Source organism: Leifsonella bigeumensis (assembly GCF_039537265.1).
GTDB lineage: Bacteria > Actinomycetota > Actinomycetes > Actinomycetales > Microbacteriaceae > Terrimesophilobacter > Terrimesophilobacter bigeumensis.
Genome location: NZ_BAABAE010000003.1, coordinates 448,987 through 471,693 on the forward strand (window position 1 = coordinate 448,987; position 22,707 = coordinate 471,693).

23 protein-coding genes are annotated in these 22,707 nt (G+C 65.8%); 19 read left to right on the plus strand and 4 right to left on the minus strand.

Annotation, left to right across the window (positions count from 1 at the left end; all coding sequences use genetic code 11):
* Nucleotides 1–5 precede the first annotated feature (5 nt).
* The 3 genes from ABD678_RS07190 to ABD678_RS07200 are packed head-to-tail and all read left to right on the plus strand — an operon-like array spanning nucleotide 6 to nucleotide 4,020.
* Nucleotides 6–1,241: a type III PLP-dependent enzyme domain-containing protein gene (locus tag ABD678_RS07190; protein WP_344755185.1), complete on the plus strand. Its 1,236-nt coding sequence runs from the start codon at nucleotides 6–8 to the stop codon at nucleotides 1,239–1,241.
* Between the two features lie 53 nt (nucleotides 1,242–1,294).
* Nucleotides 1,295–2,608, plus strand: coding sequence for a D-arabinono-1,4-lactone oxidase (locus ABD678_RS07195; protein ID WP_425561976.1), 1,314 nt, complete (start codon nucleotides 1,295–1,297; stop codon nucleotides 2,606–2,608).
* Entirely contained in the window at nucleotides 2,605–4,020 is a 1,416-nt protein-coding gene (locus ABD678_RS07200; protein WP_344755187.1) for a GH1 family beta-glucosidase, read from the plus strand. The genes ABD678_RS07195 and ABD678_RS07200 overlap by 4 nt, the downstream gene beginning before the upstream one ends.
* A 201-nt stretch (nucleotides 4,021–4,221) precedes the next feature.
* On the opposite strand, the gene ABD678_RS07205 is transcribed toward ABD678_RS07200, so the two are convergent.
* The 3 genes from ABD678_RS07205 to ABD678_RS07215 are packed head-to-tail and all read right to left on the minus strand — an operon-like array spanning nucleotide 4,222 to nucleotide 6,361.
* Nucleotides 4,222–4,956 (minus strand): ABC transporter permease, encoded by a 735-nt coding sequence (locus tag ABD678_RS07205; RefSeq protein WP_344755188.1) that lies wholly within the window; start codon nucleotides 4,954–4,956, stop codon nucleotides 4,222–4,224.
* Nucleotides 4,953–5,702 (minus strand): ABC transporter ATP-binding protein, encoded by a 750-nt coding sequence (locus ABD678_RS07210; protein ID WP_344755189.1) that lies wholly within the window; start codon nucleotides 5,700–5,702, stop codon nucleotides 4,953–4,955. The genes ABD678_RS07205 and ABD678_RS07210 overlap by 4 nt, the downstream gene beginning before the upstream one ends.
* Before the next feature lie 8 nt (nucleotides 5,703–5,710).
* Nucleotides 5,711–6,361 carry a TetR/AcrR family transcriptional regulator gene (locus ABD678_RS07215; protein WP_344755191.1) on the minus strand — a complete coding sequence of 217 codons (651 nt, stop codon included), beginning with the start codon at nucleotides 6,359–6,361 and terminating at the stop codon, nucleotides 5,711–5,713.
* Nucleotides 6,362–6,562: 201 nt separating this feature from the next.
* Here ABD678_RS07215 and ABD678_RS07220 point away from each other — a divergent pair, with 201 nt between their 5' ends.
* From ABD678_RS07220 to ABD678_RS07295, 16 genes are all read left to right on the plus strand, one after another.
* Nucleotides 6,563–7,129 (plus strand): LemA family protein, encoded by a 567-nt coding sequence (locus ABD678_RS07220; protein ID WP_344755193.1) that lies wholly within the window; start codon nucleotides 6,563–6,565, stop codon nucleotides 7,127–7,129.
* Between the two features lie 153 nt (nucleotides 7,130–7,282).
* Nucleotides 7,283–8,203 carry a M48 family metalloprotease gene (locus ABD678_RS07225; RefSeq protein WP_344755195.1) on the plus strand — a complete coding sequence of 307 codons (921 nt, stop codon included), beginning with the start codon at nucleotides 7,283–7,285 and terminating at the stop codon, nucleotides 8,201–8,203.
* A gap of 619 nt (nucleotides 8,204–8,822) precedes the next feature.
* A complete protein-coding gene (locus tag ABD678_RS07230) occupies nucleotides 8,823–9,170 on the plus strand; it encodes a RidA family protein (RefSeq protein ID WP_344755197.1) in 348 nt (115 codons plus the stop codon).
* Nucleotides 9,171–9,217: 47 nt separating this feature from the next.
* Nucleotides 9,218–10,456 carry a metal-dependent hydrolase family protein gene (locus ABD678_RS07235; protein ID WP_344755199.1) on the plus strand — a complete coding sequence of 413 codons (1,239 nt, stop codon included), beginning with the start codon at nucleotides 9,218–9,220 and terminating at the stop codon, nucleotides 10,454–10,456.
* A 72-nt stretch (nucleotides 10,457–10,528) separates the two neighbouring features.
* A complete protein-coding gene (locus tag ABD678_RS07240) occupies nucleotides 10,529–11,407 on the plus strand; it encodes an ABC transporter substrate-binding protein (protein WP_344755201.1) in 879 nt (292 codons plus the stop codon).
* Nucleotides 11,408–11,411: 4 nt separating this feature from the next.
* Nucleotides 11,412–12,356, plus strand: coding sequence for an amino acid ABC transporter permease (locus tag ABD678_RS07245; RefSeq protein ID WP_344755203.1), 945 nt, complete (start codon nucleotides 11,412–11,414; stop codon nucleotides 12,354–12,356).
* The gene (locus tag ABD678_RS07250; protein ID WP_344755205.1) at nucleotides 12,353–13,117 is read left to right on the plus strand and encodes an amino acid ABC transporter ATP-binding protein; all 765 of its coding nucleotides are present in this window, start codon (nucleotides 12,353–12,355) and stop codon (nucleotides 13,115–13,117) included. Before ABD678_RS07245 ends, ABD678_RS07250 begins: the two co-directional genes overlap by 4 nt.
* Entirely contained in the window at nucleotides 13,117–13,857 is a 741-nt protein-coding gene (locus tag ABD678_RS07255) for an urea carboxylase-associated family protein (RefSeq protein WP_344755207.1), read from the plus strand. Before ABD678_RS07250 ends, ABD678_RS07255 begins: the two co-directional genes overlap by 1 nt.
* Nucleotides 13,850–14,677 (plus strand): MBL fold metallo-hydrolase, encoded by an 828-nt coding sequence (locus ABD678_RS07260; RefSeq protein WP_344755209.1) that lies wholly within the window; start codon nucleotides 13,850–13,852, stop codon nucleotides 14,675–14,677. The genes ABD678_RS07255 and ABD678_RS07260 overlap by 8 nt, the downstream gene beginning before the upstream one ends.
* A 23-nt stretch (nucleotides 14,678–14,700) precedes the next feature.
* Entirely contained in the window at nucleotides 14,701–15,663 is a 963-nt protein-coding gene (locus ABD678_RS07265) for a phosphoglycerate dehydrogenase (RefSeq protein ID WP_344755211.1), read from the plus strand.
* Entirely contained in the window at nucleotides 15,660–16,490 is an 831-nt protein-coding gene (locus ABD678_RS07270) for a hydroxypyruvate isomerase family protein (protein WP_344755213.1), read from the plus strand. The genes ABD678_RS07265 and ABD678_RS07270 overlap by 4 nt, the downstream gene beginning before the upstream one ends.
* Nucleotides 16,487–18,442, plus strand: a complete 1,956-nt coding sequence (gene otnK, locus ABD678_RS07275) for a 3-oxo-tetronate kinase (protein ID WP_344755214.1) — start codon at nucleotides 16,487–16,489, stop codon at nucleotides 18,440–18,442. Before ABD678_RS07270 ends, otnK begins: the two co-directional genes overlap by 4 nt.
* A complete protein-coding gene (locus ABD678_RS07280; protein ID WP_344755216.1) occupies nucleotides 18,435–19,070 on the plus strand; it encodes a class II aldolase/adducin family protein in 636 nt (211 codons plus the stop codon). Before otnK ends, ABD678_RS07280 begins: the two co-directional genes overlap by 8 nt.
* 15 nt (nucleotides 19,071–19,085) lie before the next feature.
* Complete coding sequence (locus ABD678_RS07285) at nucleotides 19,086–19,814, plus strand: molybdate ABC transporter substrate-binding protein (protein WP_344755218.1); 729 nt, start codon at nucleotides 19,086–19,088, stop codon at nucleotides 19,812–19,814.
* Nucleotides 19,815–19,833: 19 nt separating this feature from the next.
* Entirely contained in the window at nucleotides 19,834–20,619 is a 786-nt protein-coding gene (locus tag ABD678_RS07290; RefSeq protein ID WP_344755220.1) for an NAD-dependent epimerase/dehydratase family protein, read from the plus strand.
* Nucleotides 20,616–21,311: a GntR family transcriptional regulator gene (locus tag ABD678_RS07295; protein ID WP_344755221.1), complete on the plus strand. Its 696-nt coding sequence runs from the start codon at nucleotides 20,616–20,618 to the stop codon at nucleotides 21,309–21,311. Before ABD678_RS07290 ends, ABD678_RS07295 begins: the two co-directional genes overlap by 4 nt.
* Nucleotides 21,312–21,432: 121 nt before the next feature.
* Here the strand turns inward: ABD678_RS07295 and ABD678_RS07300 are convergent, their stop codons facing one another.
* Nucleotides 21,433–22,674 (minus strand): winged helix-turn-helix domain-containing protein, encoded by a 1,242-nt coding sequence (locus ABD678_RS07300; RefSeq protein WP_344755222.1) that lies wholly within the window; start codon nucleotides 22,672–22,674, stop codon nucleotides 21,433–21,435.
* Nucleotides 22,675–22,707: the final 33 nt, after the last annotated feature.

A 22,707-nucleotide genomic window follows, 5' to 3' on the forward strand; every position in this document is an offset into this window, starting at 1 on the left:
ACGGTATGAGACTCGATCGTCCGTCCGACACCCCATGGCTGAGGCCGGGGGAGTACTGGCCCGCGCTCGCCGCGGCGACCGCCGGGCTCGATACCCCCTTCGGCGTGCTCTCGCAGCCCGCGCTCGCGCACAACGCACACGAGATGCTCGGGCGGCTGCACGGCGGCCCGGCGAACGGCACGACCATCCGCGTTGCGAGCAAGTCGTTGCGCGTGCGGAAGGCGATCGAGGCGGTCGAAGCCCTGCCCGGGTACCGGGGTGTGCTCGCCTACACCCTCGCCGAAGGGCTGTGGCTCGCCGAGACGATCCCGGATGTCGTGGTCGGCTACCCGAGCGCCGACCGGTCGGCGATCGAGCGGCTCGGCCGCGATGAACGGCTCGCTGCGCGCGTCACGATCATGGTGGACTCGGTCGCCCAGCTCGACCTCGTCGACAGCGTGATCCCGCCGGGGAAGCGGAACGGCATCCGGGTCTGCCTCGAGCTCGACGCCGCGTGGGATGCCCCGCTGCTCGGTCACGTCGGCACCTGGCGTTCGCCCGTGCACTCGGTCGCGCAACTGCGTGCTCTCGCCGAGCGCGTCATCGAGCGGCCCGGGTTCGATCTCGTGGGGCTCATGGCCTACGAGGGGCAGATCGCCGGCACGGTCGACCGCCCGGCCGGGAAGCCCGTCTACGGTGCGGTCGTGCGGTGGATGCAGAAGCGCTCGGCGCACGAGCTCGCCGCTCGCCGTGCCGCCGCGGTCGCCGCGCTGCGCGAGCTGACCGACCTCGAGTTCGTGAACGGCGGGGGCACCGGCTCGCTCGAGTCGACGAGCGCCGAGCCCGCGGTGACCGAGATCGCGGCGGGCAGCGGGCTGTTCGGCCCGCACCTCTTCGACCACTACGGGAGCTTCCGGCCGGCACCCGCCGCCGCATTCGCCCTCTCGGTCGTACGCAAGCCTCGGCCGGACATCGCCACGGTGCACGGCGGCGGCTGGATCGCATCCGGACCGCCGGCCGCCGACCGCCTGCCGCTCGCGGTCTGGCCGGAGGGGCTGCGCATGGTCCCGCGCGAGATGGCGGGGGAGGTGCAGACGCCGCTCACCGGGTCATCCGCGCTCGAGGTCGGCGACCGGGTCTGGTTCCGGCACACCAAGGCCGGCGAGCTCGCCGAGCACCTGAGCGAGGTCGCCGTCGTCGAGGGGGACCGCATCGTCGACACTCTCCCGACCTATCGGGGGGAAGGGAAGGCATGGCTGTGATCGGGGTGGACGGTGCGAATACGACGGGGGCAGGGGGCATGCGCGGAGCCGACCTGCTGCAACCGGGCCGGCGCTGGCAGAACTGGGGCCGCGTCGAGGCTGCGGAGCCGGTGTACATCGCCAGGCCGACGAGCGTCGACGAGGTCTGCGCGGTCGTGCAGCGCGCCCGTGAGCTCGACCTTCCTGTGAAGGCGGTCGGCGCCGGCCACAGCTTCACCGCGATCGCCGCGGCGCCGGGGGTGCAGGTCGATCTCGCGGGGCTCGACGGGCTGTTGGAGGTCGACAGCGAGCGCCGGCGCGTCACGATCGGCGGGGGCACCAACCTCTACCAGCTCCCCGCACTGCTCGCCCCGCACGGCCTCGCGATGGAGAACCTCGGCGACATCGACCGGCAGACGATCGCCGGCGCGACCTCCACCGGGACCCACGGCACCGGCGGGGCGTTCCGCGGGCTCGCCGCGCAACTCGTGGCCGTCACGCTCGTGACCGCCGACGGCGGCATCCTGCGGGTGAGCGAGACCGAGAACGCCGAGTTGCTGCCGGCGGTGCGGCTCGGGCTCGGCGCGCTCGGCATCCTCGTCGACGTCACCATCCAGTGCGTTCCGGCCTTCGCCATGCACGCGCTCGAGCGGCCGGAACCGCTCGCCGACGTGCTCGACGGCTTCGGGGCGCGCGTCGAGGCGGCCGACCACTTCGAGTTCTACTGGTTCCCCCACACCGACTCGGTGCTGACCAAGACGAACACCCGACTACCCGCCGACGCCCCGCTCGCTCCGCTCGGCGCAGTGCGCACCTGGTTCGACGACACTTTCATGGCGAATGGGGTTTTCGAGGCGACGTGTGCGATCGGCACGGTGCTGCCCCCCGCGGTTCCGGCCATCAACCGGCTCGCGACCAGGCTCACCGGTAACCGCGAGTTCACCGAGCAGTCGGCCTCGGTCTTCACGACGCAGCGTTCCGTGCGGTTCCGGGAGATGGAGTACGCGATTCCGCGCGAGGCGGTCCCGGATGCCGTGCGCGGCATCCGCTCGCTCATCGCGGACCGCGGATGGCGCATCTCCTTCCCCATCGAGGTGCGCGCGGCCGCCGCCGACGACCTGTGGCTCTCGACCGCGCACGGCCGGGCGAGCGGCTACATCGCCGTTCACCGCTACTGGCGGGAGAACCACCTCGAATACTTCCATGCGGTCGAAGACCTGCTGCGCGGCTACGAGGGAAGGCCGCACTGGGGCAAGATCCACTTCCAGGATGCCGCTTCGCTCGCCGCGGGGTATCCGCGGTTCGGGGACTTCCTGGCCGTGCGCGACCGTCTCGACCCGGATCGCGTGTTCGCGAACACCTACCTGGAGCGGGTGCTCGGACCATGACCGACCACAGCCACATCGACGATCTCGACCCCGCGGTCTTCGCACAGCGCGTGCCGCCGGGCTTCGTGTTCGGCACAGCGACCTCGGCCTTCCAGGTCGAAGGGGCGGTACGCGAAGGCGGGCGCGGGCCGTCCACCTGGGACACCTTCATGGCGCAGCCGGGGCGCATCTCCGACGGAAGCACCGCAGCGATCGCCGACGACCACTACCACCGGTACCGCGAGGATGTCGCGCTCATGAAGGAGCTCGGCCTCGACGCCTACCGGTTCTCGCTGTCCTGGCCGCGCATCCAGCACGGCGGGAAGGGCGGTGCGAACCGCGAGGGCGTCGCGTTCTACGACCGGCTGCTCGACGAGCTGCTCGCGGCCGGCATCCGGCCCATGGTCACGCTCTATCACTGGGACACGCCGGAGGAGCTGCAGCAGACCGGCGGCTGGATGAACCGCGACACGGCGAAGCGTCTTGGCGACTTCGCCGCGCTCGCCGCTGAGGCGTTCGGCGACCGGGTGGACCAGTGGGTGACGATCAATGAGCCGACGACGGTCACGCTCAACGGCTACGCGCTCGGCATCCACGCACCGGGACACGGGATGCTCTTCAACGCCCTGCCGGCCGCCCACCACCAGTTGCTCGGGCACGGGTACGCCGTGCAGGCGCTGCGCGCGGTCGGCGTGCCGGGCGGTATCGGGATGACGAACGTGCACTCGCCTGTCGTTTCCGCTCGCGACCGGATGACGGACCGCTTCTTCGCGAACGTGTTCGACACCGTGCACAATCGCATCTTCGCCGACCCGGTGCTGCTCGGGCAGTATCCGAAGCCTCCGTTCGGGTCTGGCCGGCTGTTTCGGGCGCTCAGCGAGGTCGACGACGAGGATCTCAAGGTCATCCACCAACCGCTCGACTTCTACGGCCTCAACTACTACATGCCGACCCGCATCCGGGCCGGGTCTCCGAAGACCGGGGAGACCCCGGATGGCGAGGCCGAGGTCATGAAGGAGGTGCCGTTCTCGCTCGAACCGTTCCCGGAGTTCGCGAAGACCGGGTTCGGCTGGCCGGTCGCGCCCGAGTACCTCGCGGTCACGCTCGGCGACATGGTCGAGCGGTATGGCGACGCGCTCCCGCCGGTGTACATCACCGAGGGCGGCGTGAGCTATCCGGATGCGCGCGGCGCGACCGGCGCCTTCCACGACGATCGGCGCATCGACTACCTCGCCGAACACCTCGCGATCGTGCTCAACGGGGCACCGGGCATCGACCTGCGCGGGTACTTCGTGTGGTCGCTGCTCGACAACTGGGAGTGGGCGGCCGGGTTCAGCCAGCGGTTCGGGCTCGTGCACGTCGACTTCGACACACTCGAGCGCACCCCGAAGGACTCCTACCGCTGGTTGCAGGCCGTGCTCGCCGCGCGCTGACCACTACTGCACAGACCCCACCGCGCATCTTCCGTTGACTCGGGTCAAATTGCGAGTAATTCGGTGCCACAAGCCGCAATTCGGCCCGAGTCAACGGAAGGCGGGCGGATGCCGGGGCGGTGCCAGGGCGCGGCACTGAAAGCGGGGTGCGGATGTGGATGCGGTGCAACTGCGGCTACGGTGCGGATGCGGCTGCGCGTGCTACGGCGTACGACGCCGCAGCGTGATCGACCCGAGCACGATGGCCCCGACCGCGAACGCGGCGATGATGAGCAGCTTCATACCCACGTAGCCGGCATCCTCGGAGTCCCGCGCGACCGCGTTGAGCGCGTCGATCGCATGCGAGAGCGGGAGCCAGTCGGAGATCGCGTGCAGGACATCCGGCATGTTCTCGCGCGGCAGGAAGATGCCGCCGAGCAGGATCTGCGGGAACACGATCGCCGGCATGAACTGCACGACCTGGAACTCGGTCTGGGCGAACGCGCTCGCGAGGAGGCCGAGCGTCGTGCCGAGCACGGCATCCGCGAAGGCCACGGCCAGCAGCAGCCACACCGAGCCCTCGATCTCGAGACCGCACACCCACACGGCGAAGCCGACCGCGATCGCCGACTGCACGATCGCGAGAAGCCCGAACGCGAGCGTGTAGCCGAGGATGAAGTCGAGCTTCGAGATCGGCAGGGTGAGCAGCCTCTCGAGCGTGCCCCCGCGCCGTTCCCGCAGCGTCGAGATGCTCGTGATCAGGAACATGATGATGAAGGGGAAGAGCGCGAGCATCGCCGGTCCGACGAGGTCGAAGACCGGGGTGTCGGAGAACAGCCAGGCCATGAGGCCGATGAGCAGGCTCGGCACGATGAGCAGCAGCCCGATCGTGCGCGGGTCGTGACGGATCTGCGTGAGCACGCGCCCCGTGGTGGCCAGAGTGCGGCGAAGACTCATGACGCCTCCTCGAGCCGGTCGGGGCCGGCATGCTTCGGATGCCGCCGGATGAGCGTGAGGAACGCCCCCTCCGCGTCCGCGGCGCCGGTGCACTCCAGCAGGCCCGTCGGCGTCTCGTCGGCGAGGATCTCGCCCTCGCGCAGGAGCACGAGGCGATCGCACCGGGTGGCCTCGTCCATGACGTGGCTCGAGACGAGGAGGGTCGTCCCGCCCTCGGCGAGCCGGCGGAACAGGCTCCACAGGTCGACGCGCAGCACCGGGTCGAGGCCGACGGTCGGTTCGTCGAGCACGAGCAACTCGGGGCTGCCGAGGAGTGCCGCGGCGAGGGACGCGCGGCTGAGCTGCCCGCCGGAGAGCGAGTCGACGAGCTGGTTCGCCTGGCCTCCGAGGTCGGTCGACTCGATGACCCGGTCGACGTCGGCGCGCTCGGCGTGCAGGATCGACGCGAAGTAGTTGAGGTTCTGGCGCACGGTGAGGTCGGGGTAGACGCTGGCATCCTGGGTGACGTAGCCGACCCGGTGGCGCAGGATCGCGCTTCCGGCAGCGTGCCCGAGCACGGTGACGGTTCCGCTCACGTCGCGCTGCACACCGACGATCGCGCGCATGAGGGTGGTCTTGCCGGAGCCGCTCGGGCCGAGGAGCCCGACGAGGGAGCCCTTCGGCACGTCGAACGAGACCCCGTGCAGCACTTCCTTCTTACCGCGGCGCACCCGGATCTCATCCGTATGGATCGCATAATTCTCCATGTGATGAATTATTCTGCTGTGACCGCGTTCGTGTCAAGGGGTGCTGGATAGCCGGTGAGGTGCCATTGGATGGCCGGGCCGATCCGTGCGGCCACCTCGGCGATGGATGCGCTCGCGAGGGGGTCGATCCGCACGCCGAAGCGGACCATGAACAGTCCGACGAGCTGCGAGGCGGCTGCGGTGGCGCGCATCTCGCCGTCATCCACACCCAGCTCATCGGCGATCCTGCGCATCACCTCGCGCACGAGGAACTGTCGCAGCATGGTCGCGGCGAAATCGTGGCCGAGCGCGGTGCGGATGAGACTGATGACGCGTTCGCGCGCCTTCCCGTTCTCCATCGCGGTCAGGGCGGCGGTCACCAGGTTCACCCCGATCGAATCGCGAGGGCCGCGCAGCACCTCCTTGATGATCTGGTCGGGCCGGATCGGAACGCTCACCGATTCCGCGAAGAGCTCGGCCTTGTCGGCGAAGTAGTGGTGGACGAGGGCCGGGTCCACATCCGCCCGGCGCGCGATCGCCCTCATGGAGACCGCGTCGTAGCCGTGCGCCAGGAACTCCCTGGATGCCGCCGCGACGATCTGCTCACGGGCATCCGCTTCACCGGTGCGCCGGCGCCCGCGCGGTCGCGGAATCACCTCGCCGCTCGCCGATCGTGCCATACCGACAGGCTAGCGCGCGTCATGCTCGGGTAGGCCGGGCTCCGACTCCTTTGACCGGGATGGGAGTTCGCTCGAAGCGAGGTGGATTCTCAGTGGGAGACGAGGCGGAGTTGGTTATAGTTGACGAGAATGCGGCAGGCCGACGGCGTGCCGCGAATAGTGCGCCACGCCCCACGGCAGCCAATAAGGAGCTTTCAGCACATGGAACTACTCATCGTCATCGGCATCATCGTCCTGCTGGTCGTCATCATCGGCATCTACCTGTGGTCGACCTACAACGGGCTCGTGCGCCTGAACGTCCGCGTCGATGAGGCGTGGAGCGACATCACGGTGCAACTCAAGCGACGTGCCGACCTCATCCCGAACCTCATCGAAGCGGTCAAGGGCTACGCAGCGCACGAGAAGGGCGTCTTCGAGGCCGTCACGAAGGCCCGTGCCGAATCACTGAGCGCCGGCACCCCGGGCGAGGCTGCCGCTGCCGAGAACCACATGCAGGCCGCGCTCAAGAGCATCTTCGCGGTCGCCGAGGCCTACCCGCAGCTCCAGGCCAGCCAGAACTACCTGCAGCTGCAGGGTGAACTGGTCGACACCGAGGACAAGATCCAGGCCTCTCGCCGGTTCTACAACGGCGGTGTGCGCGAACTCAACACCAAGATCAAGGTCTTCCCGAACACCCTCTTCGTCCGCGGTCTCGGCTTCACCGAGCGCGAGTTCTTCGAGGTGTCCGACTCGGCCGCGATCGCGGAGCCGCCGCGGGTTCAGTTTTGACCCGAAGGTTGAAGCTTCGAAGAAGGTTCAACCGAAGGGTCAAGATTGAATAGCCCGAAGGGCGTATCGAAATCCGTGGCGCATGGCCGTAGCGAGCGGCCCGCCGCCCGCGTCTCGAGACCTCCTGAGCCCACGCAGTAACGAAGGCATCCCATGTACAGAGCCATAGCGCGCAACAAGCGCAACACGGTCTTCATCATCGCGCTGTTTCTCGTGCTCGTCGCGGTCATCGGCTTCGTCGCGAACCTCCTCACGGTGGGCAATCCGTTCGACTCCGATAACCCGTTCGACCCCGGCAACTGGACCATCACCATCGCGACGATCATCGGCGCCGGCATCTACGTGCTCATCCAGTACTTCGCCGGCAGCGGCGAGGCGCTCGCGATGAGCGGAGCCCGGCAGATCCAGAAGGCCGACAACCCGCGGCTCTACCGCGTGGTCGAGAACCTCGCGATCACCAAGGGCCTGCCGATGCCGAAGGTCTACATCGTCGACGACCCCGCCCCGAACGCGTTCGCGACGGGGCGGAAGCCGGAGGCCGCATCCGTCGCTGCCACGACCGGTCTGCTCGACATGATGACCGACAGCGAGCTCGAGGGCGTCATGGCGCACGAGATGGGCCACGTCGAGAACTTCGACATCCGACTCAACACCGTTGTGTTCGCGCTCGTCGTCGCGATCGGCGTGATCGCCGACATCCTCATGCGGATGATGTGGTTCAGCGGTGGACGGCGGAGCAACAACAACTCGAACCCGATCATGCTCATCGTGGGAATCGCCGCCCTCATCCTCTCTCCCATCGTGGCGACGCTCATCCAGGCGGCGATCTCGCGTCAGCGCGAATACCTCGCGGATGCGACGGGCGCGATGACGACGCGGCACCCCGAGGCGCTCGCGAGTGCCCTGGAGAAGCTGGGCCAGTACGGCCGGCCGCTGAAGCGCCAGAACTCGACCATGGCGCACATGTGGTTCGGTGACCCGTCGAAGCCGGGCGTCATGGACCGGCTGTTCGGCACGCATCCGCCGATCTTCGACCGGGTTCAGCGTCTTCGGGACAACGCGACGAAGTTCTAGAGGGCCGAAGATCTAGATACTTTTCCCACGGGAGCGCGTGCATCGGGGCCTGACAGGATGTCCCCCCCATCATCAGCCCGGCCGCGCTCCTTCAATCGGTGATGGGCCTGGCCCATGTTCGATGTTGCAAATCGCCGACTAAAGCGCCTTGATGCCCGCGTCATCGGAGGGGAAGTGGCCGCAGTTCATGATGGCCTTGCGCAATTGGTAGTTCAGTGGGTCGATTGCGTTGTGGCGGAGATCACCGGTGCAGCATCGGGGGGAATGCCGGGAACGGGATGGACTGGTATCGGGCATCCTGGAGCGCTGGATAGCGTTCGGGTTCGGATTCGCGTTGCCAATGTTGGAAGCGATGAACTCATCCAGCGCGATACGGCCGCGGCAGTCGCCGTGCCGCCGTCTTGACTGGCCAGAAATATATATATATATTTATGAGGAAGTCGGCCCTTAGGCGTCATGTGCGGAGATGCTGTGACACACCTCGTGAGCCGACGTGCACCCTGCGAACGGCGACGCAGGGGTGATGCACGAGAAAGCTCGCCCCTCGACCCTCCACGAAAGGCCACTCATGCCGTACTCAGCAGTCAAAGCAGCTGGTGTCTTCGACACTCCTGCACCGATGTCGCAGTCGACCCTGACTCCGGCGGGCCGGACCTTGCACATCTCCGGGCAGACCCCGCAGGCCGAAGACGGTTCGACGGTAGCGGTCGGCGATATCACCGGTCAGACCGAGAAGGTGCTCGGCAACATCAAGGCGCTCGTCGAGCAGGCCGGCGGCAGCCTCGCCGACGTCTGCCGCATCGTCGTCTACATCGTCGACAGGTCCGATCTGCCGGCCGTGATGGAGGTGCGCAAGCGTATTCTTCCCGAGCCCTACCCCGCCACCACGGCGATTGTCGCCGGCGGCCTCGGAAACCGCGAATGGCTGGTTGAGATCGAAGCGACCGCCGTGCTGGCCGACGCATAATGAGCCAGCTACCTCCGGAGACCGGCGCCGGTCAGAACCTGGTTCTGTTGGCGGGTCAGCTGTTGGATGGTAACGGCGGTGCCACGACTGATGTCGCGGTCCGGATCGAAGGGGAGAGGATCACCGCAATTGGCGCGCGCGGTGACGACGCGCTCACCGCCGACGCTACGGTCATCGATTTGGGCGGCTCGACCCTGATGCCGGGGATGATCGACGCCCACATGCACTTCTTCGGCGTGCCCAGCGACGCCTCCAACACCATGCGGTTCGAGACTCTTCCCTACCGCGCGTTTCGGGCCGCCGGGGAAGCGAAGCGGATGCTCGATGCCGGCATCACCTCCGCTCGCTGCCTCGGATCCGCGGTGGGCCCGGACATGCGCCGCGTCATGCGAGAGGGCCTGATCCCCGGGCCCCGGCTGGAAGTCTCGGGCGACTTCATTTGCTCGACGGCCGGTACCTGGGACCACTTCAACGTGCCGATGGAATGGGTGGCGAAGCAGGGCATCATCGCCGATGGGCCCGACGAGTGCCGCAAGATGGTGCGCACGCGCATCCGTCAGGGGGCGACCGTCATCAAGATCGGCGTTTCGAAGGGTGCGCTGGGACACCGCTTCCGCCCCTGGGGGGAGGACCCATACAACGAGGCACCCGGTTTCTCGCTGGCTGAGATCCGGGCCGTGACCGACGAGGCGCACCTCAACGGACTCGAAGTCAGCGCCCACTGCATCGGCGAACCGCAGGTGCAGCTCGCTCTCGACGGGGGCGTCGACATCATCGAGCACGGCTTCGGGATTACTGACGCCACCCGCGACCGTCTCGCGGCGGAGGGCAAATGGGTGGTGACCACACTTTCGCACCCGTACCTGCACCACGCCGCAGCCGACGAGTTCGGCTATCCGGCCTGGAAGAAGGAGGCGTTCGCGAAGCACGTCGACGCGATCAGCAGCGACTTCGCGAAGGGGCTGGAAGCCGGCGTCAGGTATGCGCTCGGCAGTGACAACATCGGCTGGCCGACGCACCCACAGGGGGCGATGGCGCTGGAGTTCGAACTCGCCGAGCGCTGGGGGATGTCGGCAGGCGATGCAGTCGTGGCAGGCACCCGCTCCGGCGCCCAGGTCATGCGCACCGACCACCTCGTCGGGACGGTCGAAGTGGGCAAGCTCGCCGATATCATCGCGCTCGACGGCGACCTCTTGCGCGATATCACGCTCCTACGCACACCGCAGATGGTGATGCAGGGCGGCGAGGTCGTCGTCGCGCCGACCGAATCCGCCTCGCTTCGGTGAGCCCGAGAGACACATCAGATACCCATGCAGTACCCGATAATGCCCGCGGGCATTGGAAAGAAGGCACCAATAATGAAGGTATACGGCAAGGTCACAACGATCGCGGCATCTGTCGTCGTTGTCGGCGCAGCGCTGAGCGGCTGCGCGACAGACGATGGCGCGGTGGCACCAAAGCCCGACGATGACGCGGTCATCGCCGAAATCGCAGACATGGTCCCCAAGGAGTTCACCGACCTCGTCTACGTTCTCGACGCCACCTATCCTCCGCTCTCCTACCAGGACGCGTCGGGCAAGATGACCGGCGTCGAGTTCGATCTCGGAATGGAGGCGTTCTCCCGCGCTGGCATCACTGCTGATGTGCAGCCCTCGGGGTTCGACGCGATCATCCCGGGAATCCAGGCAGGCAAGTACGATGTGAGCGCGTTCAACGACAATGCCGAGCGCCAGAAGATTTTCGACTTCGTCGACCTCTTCCAGTCGGGCAGTTCGATCATCGTGTCGCACGACAACCCGAAGTCCCTCACGATCAATACGCTCTGCGGTCACAAGGTCGCGGTCCAACTCGGCTCCCAGCAGGAGACCACCGTCGCGCCGTCGCTGAACGAGGCGTGCCAGGCGGCCGGAGAGGATGCCTTCGAGGTCATCACCTACAACAGCGGCAACGAAGCGGTCCTCGCGGTGATCAGCAAGCGCGCTGACGCCGTGCTCACCGAGACGATCAGTGCGGGTTACGCGGTCACGGAGAACCCGGATGATCTGGCCATCACCGATGACGAGCCGCTCGACCCGCATCCTGTCGCGCTCGGCATGATGAAGGACACCGGGCTCGCCGAAGCCCTGCAAGCGGCTCTGCAGTCGATGATGGATGACGGGACGTACGCGAGGATCCTGGCCGACTGGGGCATGGGCTCCCTCTCGATCGACTCGGCGACCATCAACGCGGGAACGTAATACCATGGCGATCGATCTGTCGGCGTCGACGGTCGACGTTGCACAGATGAAGGTCGTCCCGCGCAGGCATCCCTGGCGCTGGGTCGGGGTCGCGATCGTGCTCATCACGGTCGCGACCCTGATCCAGGGTTTCCTCACCAACCCTCGCTATCAATGGGGCGTCGTGGGAGATTACCTCCTGTCCGGGGCGGTGCTGGCCGGGCTCGGGCGCACTCTGCAGCTCACCGCGATCGCAATGACGATCGCAATCATCCTCGGCATCGTCCTGGCGCTGATGCGACTGTCGCAGAACCCTGTACTGCGTGTGGTGGCCGGGGCGTTCGTGTGGCTCTTCCGGGGTACTCCGCTGCTCGTGCAACTGCTGTTCTGGAACTTCATCTCGGCGCTCTTCCCCACGATCTCGATCGGGGTACCTCTCCTCGGCCCCGAGTTCGTGAGTTTCGATGCGAATACCGTGATTCCCACATTCGTCGCCGCGATTCTGGGACTGGCCCTGTACGAGTCGGCCTACATGTCCGAAATCGTGCGCGCCGGAATCCTCTCGGTCGATCGCGGGCAGTTCGAGGCGGCGCAGTCCATCGGGATGCGGCGATCGCTACTGATGCGCAAGATCGTGCTCCCGCAGGCGATGCGCGTCATCATTCCACCGACCGGCAACGAGACGATCGGCATGCTGAAGTTCTCCTCGCTGGTCAGCGTCATCGGGCTGCCCGAACTGCTCAACTCCGTGCAGTTGATCTATGCGCGCACTTTCGAGACGATCCCCATGCTGATCGTGGCCACCATCTGGTATCTCGTCGTGACCACGGTGCTGACGATCGGACAGTTCTTCATCGAACGCTACTTCGGCCGTGGCGCTCGGCCGCAAGCGCAGGGCACGCCCATCGGGCAGTTCCTTCGTAAGGCGTTCACATTCCACGACAAGTCCCGGAAGGAATCCGCACAATGAGCTCAGCGATCATCTCCGCGCGCGGAGTGCAGAAGAGCTTTGGTCGGGTGGATGTCCTGAAGGGGATCGACCTGGACCTCTTCGAAGGGCAGGTGATGTGTCTGCTGGGGCCATCCGGCTCCGGCAAGAGCACGTTTCTGCGATGCGTCAACCATCTCGAGTCGGTCTCCGGCGGTGTGCTCACCGTACACGGCCAGCTGGTCGGATACCGTGAACGCAGAGGCAGGCTCTACGAGTCGTCGGAGGCGGAGATCTGCCGGGATCGTTCCGACATCGGGATGGTCTTCCAACACTTCAATCTGTTCCCGCATATGACGGTGCTGGAGAACCTCACCATCGGCCCGGTAACGGTGCGAGGGAAGTCGCGAAAGGCCGCGGCGGTGCGGGCCGTCGAGTTGTTGGACCAGGTCGGCCTGGGAGACAAGCTGAAGGCGTACCCGCGACAGCTGTCGGGCGGGCAGCAGCAGCGGGTGGCCATCGCCAGGGCGCTCGCGATGGAGCCGCGGCTGATGCTCTTCGACGAGCCGACCAGCGCGCTCGATCCGGAACTCGTGGGCGACGTGCTCGCCGTCATGAAGAACCTCGCGTCGGAGGGGATGACGATGCTTGTCGTTACCCATGAGATGGGATTCGCCCGTGAGGTCGCCGATGTCGTTGTCTTCATGGACGGTGGCGTCGTCGTGGAGTCCGGCCCTCCCGGTGAGGTGCTCGACAACCCCAGGAACGAGCGGACGCGGGCCTTCTTGTCGGCGGTGCTCTGATGGTCACCCTGATCGCGGAAGAGCATGTGCTCGCCCCGAAGGCGGCGATGACGGTGGAGCTCCGGCAGGGACAGGTGCTGCGCGTCACCGACCTCGAGGGGCAGCAGGTGGTCGACATGGCCGTCTGGAACTTACACAACCTGCGAGAGAAGCTATCGACTTCGTACTCGCGGACGCGTTACTTCCCGCCAGAGGGACAGTCGTTCCGCCCGCGTATGACCGTGCAGCAGGGCGACTGGGTGATGTCTGGACTCTGTCGTCCTCTCATGACGATCCTTACGGAGACCGCCGACCCCCCGGGGACCCACGGTGTGCACCACCGCATGTGCAATGCCTTCTTCTACGCCTCGCACGGGGCAGGCATTCGGGACGGCTGCTTCGAGCAGCTCGCCGCCGTCGCCGCCCCGTACGGAGTGCCCGCCGAAGATATCCCCGACTCATTCGATATCTTCCAGAACTACCCCTACGACGTCGATGCGGAGGGATTTCTTGTCAAGGATCCCGTGACGCGGCCCGGTGACTACATCGAGTTCCGTGCAGAGATGGATCTGCTCGTCGCTTTGAGCAACTGTCCCGATGACGAGGTCGCCGCGGCCAACGCGTTCCACTGCACGAGCACCGGAGTTCAGGTGCGCGACGACCCCGAGTGGGTCGCTCGTCCGGTGCTGGATCCGCGCGAGTGGCTCCTCGAGCAACTGCGCGTGCGCGGGATCGATCCGTTGGGCGCAGCCCATGTATGAGGCGACACCGATCGTAAACGGATTCCCCGGAAAGACCGAGACGCATGGCTCGTTCGGCTGGAGCAGCGTCTGGTTGCTGCGCGGATTCGACCGCGTGATCATCGTGGAGACCGGCCCTCCGTCCTATCTTCCACTGATCACGACCGCACTGAGTGAACTCGGACTGGGGACGAACGAGGTGACGGATGTGCTGATCACCCATGCGCACTGGGATCACCTGGGCAACATCAGCCTGTTTCCGCAGGCCCGGCGATGGATCGGCCGTGTCGAATACGAGTGGGCGCTCTCCCAGGCTCCCGACGAGCCTTTCGTCTCGCAGCCTCTTCTGGGTGCGTTGTCGCATCCGCAGGGTCTTCTCCGATTGATCGACGGCGAGAGCGAGCTCGTCGCTGGGGTTCGCGCGCACAACGTGCCCGGGCACACGCCGGGACACCTCGCGTTCGCCGTTGACACGACCGAGGGACCGAAGCTGTTCACCGGGGACGCGGCCAAGAACATCCACGAGCTCGAGTCGGTCGCGGTCGATTCCGCCGTGGACCGAGGGCTCGGCGCGCGGAGTGTGACCTGGATCCGCGAGTTCGCACGGAACACGGGTTCCTCAGTGGTTCCCGGCCATGACGTCGAATGTGAGCTGACGGGTCACGGATGGCAGCGGCGGTCCGAACAGCGGGCCGAGATCCAGTTCTTTCATCGGCGCGACGCACCTCCTGCGCGCATCAGCCTGAGCGATGCGGAACTCGGTCCTGTGGCAGTCGAACCCTTTCCACCGGAGTGCGGGATGCCGCGCCCCTCCATTAACGAACAAGCAAACGCGGAGTAGTAATGCATTCGGATCGCAAAAGCGTGACCGTGACCACGAATTACCTTCATCCTGGAGGCCCAGTGGAACGGCTCCTGCGGGAGGCCGGTTTCGAGGTTCGCTTCTCTTCTGAGGTCTTGAGACGAGGGACCGAGTGGACGGTCCATGAGCACATCCCACAGACGGATGCCCTGATCCTTGGTACCGAACCACTGACTGCGAGTGATCTCGCCGCCATCGATGGGTTGGAGATCGTGGCGCGGACGGGCGCTGGGTACGACAACGTCGATATCGCCGCCGCCGACGTAAACGGCATCGCGGTCTGCAATACCCCCGGTGCCAATCGACAGTCCGTCGTCGAACTCACCATCGGTCTTCTCCTGAATCTCGCCCGTGACCTCCCGGCGAACATCAATGCCACCGCACGCGCGGAGTGGCCGCAGAATAGTGGGTCGGAGCTCTCCGGATCCGTGCTGGGCATCCTGGGCGTGGGTGCCATTGGGCGATCCGTCGCCCAGAGTGCGCGCGCGCTGGGGATGTCGGTCATCGGCCACGACCCGTGGGTGGGCGCGGACGACATGGCCGCGGTAGGGGTTGAGGCGGTGACGCTCGATGAGTTGCTGTGTCGAGCGGATTATGTCTCCCTGCACATCGCCCTCACTGAGGAGACACGCAACCTCATTGATCGCAGTGCGTTTCGCCGTATGAAGAATTCCGCGTTTCTGGTCAATACATCGCGAGGGGGGATCGTGAATGAGCGCGATCTGATCTCGGCGCTGCAGGACGGGGAGATTGCCGGAGCGGCGTTGGATGTGATCGAGCGTGAGCCGGTCACCTCCGCCGATCCTCTGCTGACTGCGCCGAACCTTCTGCTCACTGCGCATATCGCCGGCGCGACGAATCAGGCGCGCCAGCGATCGGCCGAGATCGCCGTGCAGCAGATCGTCGACTTCTTCGCCGGCCGGGTGCCGGCGCATCAGGTGAACCTATCGAAGGTGACCGAATGATTGATCAGAGGATCGCTCCGCCGCTCCGAGACGCCGATGGCGACGGTCTGCGGTTCGCGGCGAACCTTAAGTGGCTGTTCACTGACGTTCCGATAGAGGACAGGATCAGGGTGGCTGCTGAGCATGGATTCCGCGCCGTCGAATACCCGGCTCCTTACGAATTCTCCGTTGATTCGTTGCGAAGAATGCTCACGCAGGGCGGTGTGGAACTCGCGCTGATCAACACTCCGCCGCGAACGGAGTCCGGGCGGACGGTGACTGGGATCGCCTGCGACCCGTCCCTGCGGACGGAGTTCCGTTCTGGTGTCGAGCTGGCCCTCGAGTACGCAGCAGGGTTGGACGTGCCATTGGTCCATGTCGTTGCCGGGCCCGTCCCTGCTGACGTGCCCTTCGAGCGAGCATGGGCGGAATACCTGCTCAATATCGCGTGGGCCTCCGAGATTGCGAGGTCCACGGGCATCACCCTGCTCATCGAGCCGCAGAACCTACGGAGCTCACCGGGATTCGCACTCACATCACAGGGCCAGGCCGCAAGCGTCATCGACGCCGTCGGCTCCGATCGGCTGAGACTCCTCTTCGACGTCTTCCATGTGCAGGTGCAGGAGGGCGGTGTGACAGAGAAGTTGGTACGATTCGCGCCGATCATCGGACACATTCAGATCGCAGACGCGCCGGATCGCACGGAACCCGGTACCGGAGAGCTGTCGTGGAGGCATGTCTTCCGACAGCTGAAGCAGATCGGCTATCGCGGCTGGATTGGATGCGAGTACTCCGCGACGACACCTGAGGGACTACGGGTGGACTGGCTGAAAACCTGGGAGGAATGATGACGAAGAAGCCCCTGGTGGCGCTCATCAGCGCGACACCGCTGGCGATTCCTCCGGCCGAGGCCGCGATGGCCGAGACCTTCTGCGAAGTCGAGATCTGGAACCTGCTCGACGATCGATTGATGACGGAAGCGGCGCTGCAGGGTGGGCTCACGCCTGAGCTCGCGGCGCGCATGGAGACTTTGATCGATTTCGCGATCGGCCAGGGGGCGGACGCCGTCCTCTTGACGTGCTCCCTCTACGGCTCCGTCGCAGATGGTTTCGTCGCCCCCATTCCGGTGCTCGCGCCCGATAGGGCCGTCTTTGACGACGTCACAGGTTCGTCCTACCAGCGGATACTCGTCGTGGCGTCCTTCGAGGAGGCGCTGAAGGACAGTGCATATCGCCTGGGGAAGGATGCCGCCGCGAGCGGTCGTGCGATCGAGGTCACCGGGGTCGTGGCCACCGCGGCGATGACGAGCGCGAAGTCCGGGAACACGCGGGCGCTCGTCGATGACCTGGCAGAGGCGGTCGAACCGGCGTCGGCCGGCATCGATGCGGTGCTGCTCGCTCAGTACTCGCTCGCGCCGGCGCGTGAGGACTTGGAGAGGCGACTGGGCATCCCTGTCCTGTCCGGTCCTTCCAGCGCCGCGGTGAAGCTGCGTGATGCGTTCGTCGGATCCGCGCCGCGGGGGGTCCTGGGGGCTATCGCGGATGACTACACGGGAGCAGTCGATGTGGCAGATGCCCTGCGCTCCGCAGGGTTGCGCACCTTGCTCTTCTTCGGCCTCGACGCCCCGCCTGAGCATCTGCCGGAGCATGATGCGATCGTGATCGCGCTGAAGACGCGGTCTGTGCCGGCCGCCGAGGCGGTAGAGGAGTCCTTGACAGCTCTGGACTATTTGCAACAGCATCGCGCAGATCAGATCTACTTCAAGTACTGCTCGACGTTCGATTCGACCCCGGAAGGGAACATCGGTCCCGTGCTGACGGCTCTGGCTGAGCGGCTTGATGCGGACATGGTCGTGACGACACCGAGTTCTCCGCATCACGCACGCACGGTTTACAGTGGGCAGCTCTTCGTGGGGGGAGTGCTGCTGGAGGATTCGCATATGGCGCAGCATCCGCTCAATCCGATGACGGATTCCCTGCTGCCGCGCCTTCTGGCAGCCCAGACGGACCGCCAGATCCGCTCCCTGTCGTTGGAGACGATCCGCGCGGGAATCGGCGCCATTGATGCGGAGTTGGGTGGGCACGCTGGTCGCCAGCCGAGCTTCGTCGTCGCCGACGGTATCACCCAGGACGATTTGGACGCACTCGCGGTCACTCAGATCGATCGTCCGCTCGTGGCGGGGGCGGCGGGCTTTGCGCTGGCGATGGGGCGGGCGCGTGCCCGGCGTGGCGACCGTGCCCAGAGCGGGGACGGCGCATCGGGGAACCAGTTCCGCTCAGCCGTTCTCGCAGGAAGTTGCTCGGCGTCGACGCTCGAGCAGATCTCGCGGTTTCAAAGTCAGGGGTTCCCGTCCTACCAGTTGACGGCTACGCCGGAGATGACCATTGAGTCGCTGAGCAGCGACGCGTTGCGCTGGTACGACGCCCTTGAAGAAGGCTCCGTGCCACTGTTCTATTCCTCGGTGAACGCGGAGGAGCTGGCACGGATCCGCGCCGAATTAGACGGTGATCGTGTGGCGGCCATTTTCGAGCAGGCGCTCGCGTCGATCGCCGTCGGGCTACGAGAGCGCGGCGTCGATCGGTTCGTCGTTGCCGGAGGGGAGACCTCGGGCACGGTGACACAGCGCCTCCACGTAACAGGCGGCATCATGGGCGGCCGGGTCGACGACGGCGTGGCTTGGTTGTACACGGCGCAGGATCCGCCGCTGGCACTGCTCCTGAAGTCCGGCAACTTCGGCGACCCCGATCTCTTCTTGAGGTCCACGGATCCGGAGCGGGCGTGGGGTGAGATCGATGACTGACCTCGTGAATCGGGCCATGAACCGTGTCGTGGAGGTGAGCCGCTACGTCCATGAACGCGGTCTCACCCACGGCAGCACGGGCAACCTGTCGGTGCGCCTGGGTGACGAGATCGTCGTCACACCCACTGGCAAGAGTCTCCGCACGCTCGAAGTGGTCGATCTCGCGATCATCGGACTGAATGGTGAAGCACGCTCATCGGCGAAGGCGTCCAAAGAGGCTGTACTGCATGCTGCGGTGTTTCGGGCGCGCCCCGGAGCGACGGCGGTGATCCATACGCATTCTCGCTTCTCGACGGCAGTGTCGTGCCTTCGGGATATCGACGAATCCGATGCGCTTCCCCCTCTGACCGCGTACTATGCGATGCGCGTGGGAAAACTCCCCGTCGTGCCGTACTTTCCGCCGGGCGACCCGGAACTGGCTGTGCGAGCCGGTCTTGTCGCCGAGGGGAGCCACGCCATGCTGCTGCGGAACCACGGACCGCTCGTCGCGGGCAGAGATCTGGACCACGCGCTCGATGTACTCGAGGAATTGGAGCAGACAGCAGAGCTCTCCCTCTTGCTTGAGGGACGCAGGACGTCGCCCCTTGAGCCTGATGCCGCTCGCAGGCTGCATCCGACGGACAACTGAATTCACGAGTCGGATATGCAGACGATCACCCTGTTCAGCGGCCTTGCGCTGAAAGACGTCCTCGAGGACGACATCATCGGGCCGTTCATCGAGAAGACCGGCGCCATTGTCAGGCGCGTGTACGAGCCGACCATGATCCTGCGGGACATGGTGCGAAACGGGGAGGCACCCGATGTCCTCGTCGGGGTCACCTCGACTCTCCACGAGATGGCTGCAGACGGTGATGTGCACACCGCCTCGATTCGCGGCCTGGTCCGCTCAGAGGTCGGCGCGGCTGTCTCCGAGGCCTCATCGCTTACCGTTGCGGAAACTGTCACCGACTTCCAAGATCTGATGCGCCGTGTCTCCTCCGTCGCATACTCGGCGACGGGGGCCAGTGGGGCGGTGTTCCAACAGGTGCTCACCGACTTGGGGCTCACCGATGTCGTCACACCCAAGGCAGTAGTGCTCCCGAAGGGCTTTACCGCGGAGGCCGTCCGCGACGGAAGAGCCGAGATCGCTATTCAGCAGATCAGTGAGCTGGCCGCGGTATCAGATGTGCGCATCCTCGGACCTCTCCCGGCCGATCTGGGCGCCTATGTCGAGCTCTCGACCGCGATCGGAACAAACTCGGGAGACGAGATTCTCGCGGAACGACTCATCCTGCATCTCAGCGCGGAGGAGTACGCACCAGCTTATCGACGAGCCCACCTCACCCCGATCGCTGCCAGGCACACCAGGCCTGGCAACGTCGGCATCGGCTAATGTTGCGGATTGGATTGATATGACAAGAGTTCTCCTCACAGGTGCTAGCGGCCGGATGGCAGCGGCCATCCGGCCGCGGCTCCGAGAGATGTTCGACGAGGTCGTACTCTTCGCTCGTTCGCCGATGGATGATCCGGGTGCGAATGAGCGCTCGATCGCGGGTGACCTCGCAGACCGCGACGCCGTGGTCAGGGCAGCGAACGGCGTTGACGTCGTAGTCCACTTGGGCGGCAAGGCCGATGAGGCGCCCTTCGAAGAGATCGCCCAAGCTAATATCACCGGGACGTACAACGTGTTTGAGGCGAGCAGAAGCGCGGGGGTTCGACGGGTTGTCTATGCCAGTTCGCACCATGTGACTGGCTTTCACTCTGTCGAGACCATGGTCGACGAGACCAGTCCCGTTCGACCGGACACGATCTACGGCGTCAGCAAAGTTTTCGGCGAGGCGCTGGGGCGTCTCTATACCGACAAGTGGGGCCTGGAGGTCGTCTGCTTGCGGATCGGAGTCTGCCGAGAGCGTCCAGAGAATTCGGACCAGCTTCGAACCTGGCTTTCGGTCCCCGACAGCATCTCTTTGGTGGAGGCAGCGATCTCTGCAGATCTTCCCGAGAGGTTCTGGGTCGTCTATGGCGTCTCGAACAACTCCCGCAGATTCTGGCGAGATGGCTCGGCGCGAGCTCTCGGATTCTCTCCCCAGGACAAAGCGGATGACTTCAGCGAGGAGTTCGACGCCAAGGCCTCATATTCATCGAACAATCAAGGCGGACGATTCACGAATGCTGAGTATGCAGGGGGCACCTGGTGAATGAAGACGGATCCCACCGACTGCCGATTGCGGATCGCGTCTACGACACGCTCTCGGTTCAGTTGATGACGGGCGAGCGCCCCCCGGGAGAGCGCTTGAAGATCCACATGCTGTCCCGAGAGTTCGATGTGAGTCCGACGCCGATTCGTGAGGCGCTGGCGCGCTTGGAGCACACCGGATTCATCGAGCGGCACTCCCAGCGCGGCTATGTGGTCGCGCGTCTTCTCGGAGCCGAGGAGATCGCCCAGCTCATGGACGCACGGCTTCTCCTTGAACCCACCATGGCTCGAGCTGCTGCCGAGCGGGCTTCGGCAGGCTTCCTGTCGCGGCTCGCAGACACGATCACAGTCATGCAGGATACGAAGGCAGGCCCATATGGTGAAACTCTGCGAGAATGCTGGCTCGCAGACGAGCAGTTCCACGGACTGATCGCCGATCAGTCCGGCAATCCGTTCATCGCCAAGGCCTATCGCTCGTTGGGCGGTCAGCTGCAGCGGTTCCGTATCATCGGCAAGTCTGGTGTGTCGCATGCCAGATCGGCCTGTGGGGAGCACGAGATGATCTTCGCGGCGATAGAGTCCGGAGACATCGATGGCACTGCGACTGCGATGAGCCGCCATATCGTCAATGCAAAAGGACGGGCCTTTGACGATGTCGTGCGTGCGGCAAGAGCTCCCGGCGCTGACAACTGATTCTTCAGCCAGCAGCCGAATTCAGGTGAGGCGCACTGTCTAGAGCGTCCTCGACAGCACCACCAGGTTCTGGCAGGTCGGGGCGCCCTCCCGTCCCGAAGATCTCGCAGCCGTCATTCGATTATTCCGTGCTATCGGGGCGCGGGAGCACCGGTACGCCGAGTTCCGCTGCGACCGCGGGGGCCAGGTCGCCCCAATCGGCGACCGAGACCGCATCGAGTCCCTGCCAGGATGCTGTGGTCCGCAGGAGCGGTGCGATGCGTTCAGCAACGTGCCCTGCATCCGCATGTGCCTCGGTCCACGCCGACTGCACGCGCAGAACCCGCGCCTGCCGGTCGCTCTTGAGGTCGATGCGGCCGACGATCGCATCATCGAGCAGGATCGGCAGGCTGTAGTAGCCGAAGACGCGCTTCGGGGCCGGGGTGTAGATCTCGATGCGGTAGTGGAAGTCGAACATCCGCAGCGCGCGCTCACGCCGCCACACGACCGGGTCGAAGGGGGAGAGCAGGGCGGTCGTCTCGATGCGGCGGGGGATGCGGGCGTCGCGGTGCAACCAGGCCCGTTCCTTCCGGCCCTTCTCGTTCCAACCCTTCACCGTGACCTCCTGGACGACGCCGTCGTCTGCGAACTCCTGCAGCAGTCCAGCAACATCCACCTTCTTGAGCCGGAAATAGTCGGTGAGATCCGAGGTCGTGCCGACGCCGTGCGCCCGCGCCGCGTGCTCGACGAGCGCCTTGTGCGCCTCGTTCGCCGGAACCTCCTGCTCCAGGAGCTCCGCCGGCATGAGGTGCTCGGCGAGTCCGTACACGCGCTCGAACCGGGTGCGCCCCGCGCTCACCACCTCGCCCCAGCGGAACAGCACCTCAAGCCCGGTCTTCACATCCGACCAGCCCCACCAAGGACCGGATCGTCGGTTCGCGTCGTGCTCGACCGCGCTCGCGGCCAGCGGCCCCTTCTCGGCCAACTCCGCGCGCAGCCAGTCGAGAATGCTCCGGTGCGCGGTGGCCCAGTCGAGCAGGCCATTGGATGAGGCGGTGCGGTAGCCTTCCATCCGCCAGCGGAAGAGCGGCCACCATTCGCGCGGGATGAGCGCGGCCTCGTGCGCCCAGTACTCCACGTAGCGACCGCGGCGGGTGAAGGTGAGCCGGTCGAGCAGGTCCTTGTCGTAGGCACCGAGCCGCGCGAAGACCGGAAGATAGTGGCTGCGCTCGAAGACGTTGACTGAGTCGAGCTGGAGCAGGCCGATGCGGTCGATCGCGAGGTTCAACTGTCGCGTGCCCACGGCATCCGGGGCTGGACGCCCGAAACCCTGGGCCGCGAGGGCGATGCGGCGCGCCTGGGAAGAGGAGAGTGAATCGACCATCGCCTCCGACGATACCGTGCGCGACTGACAGGG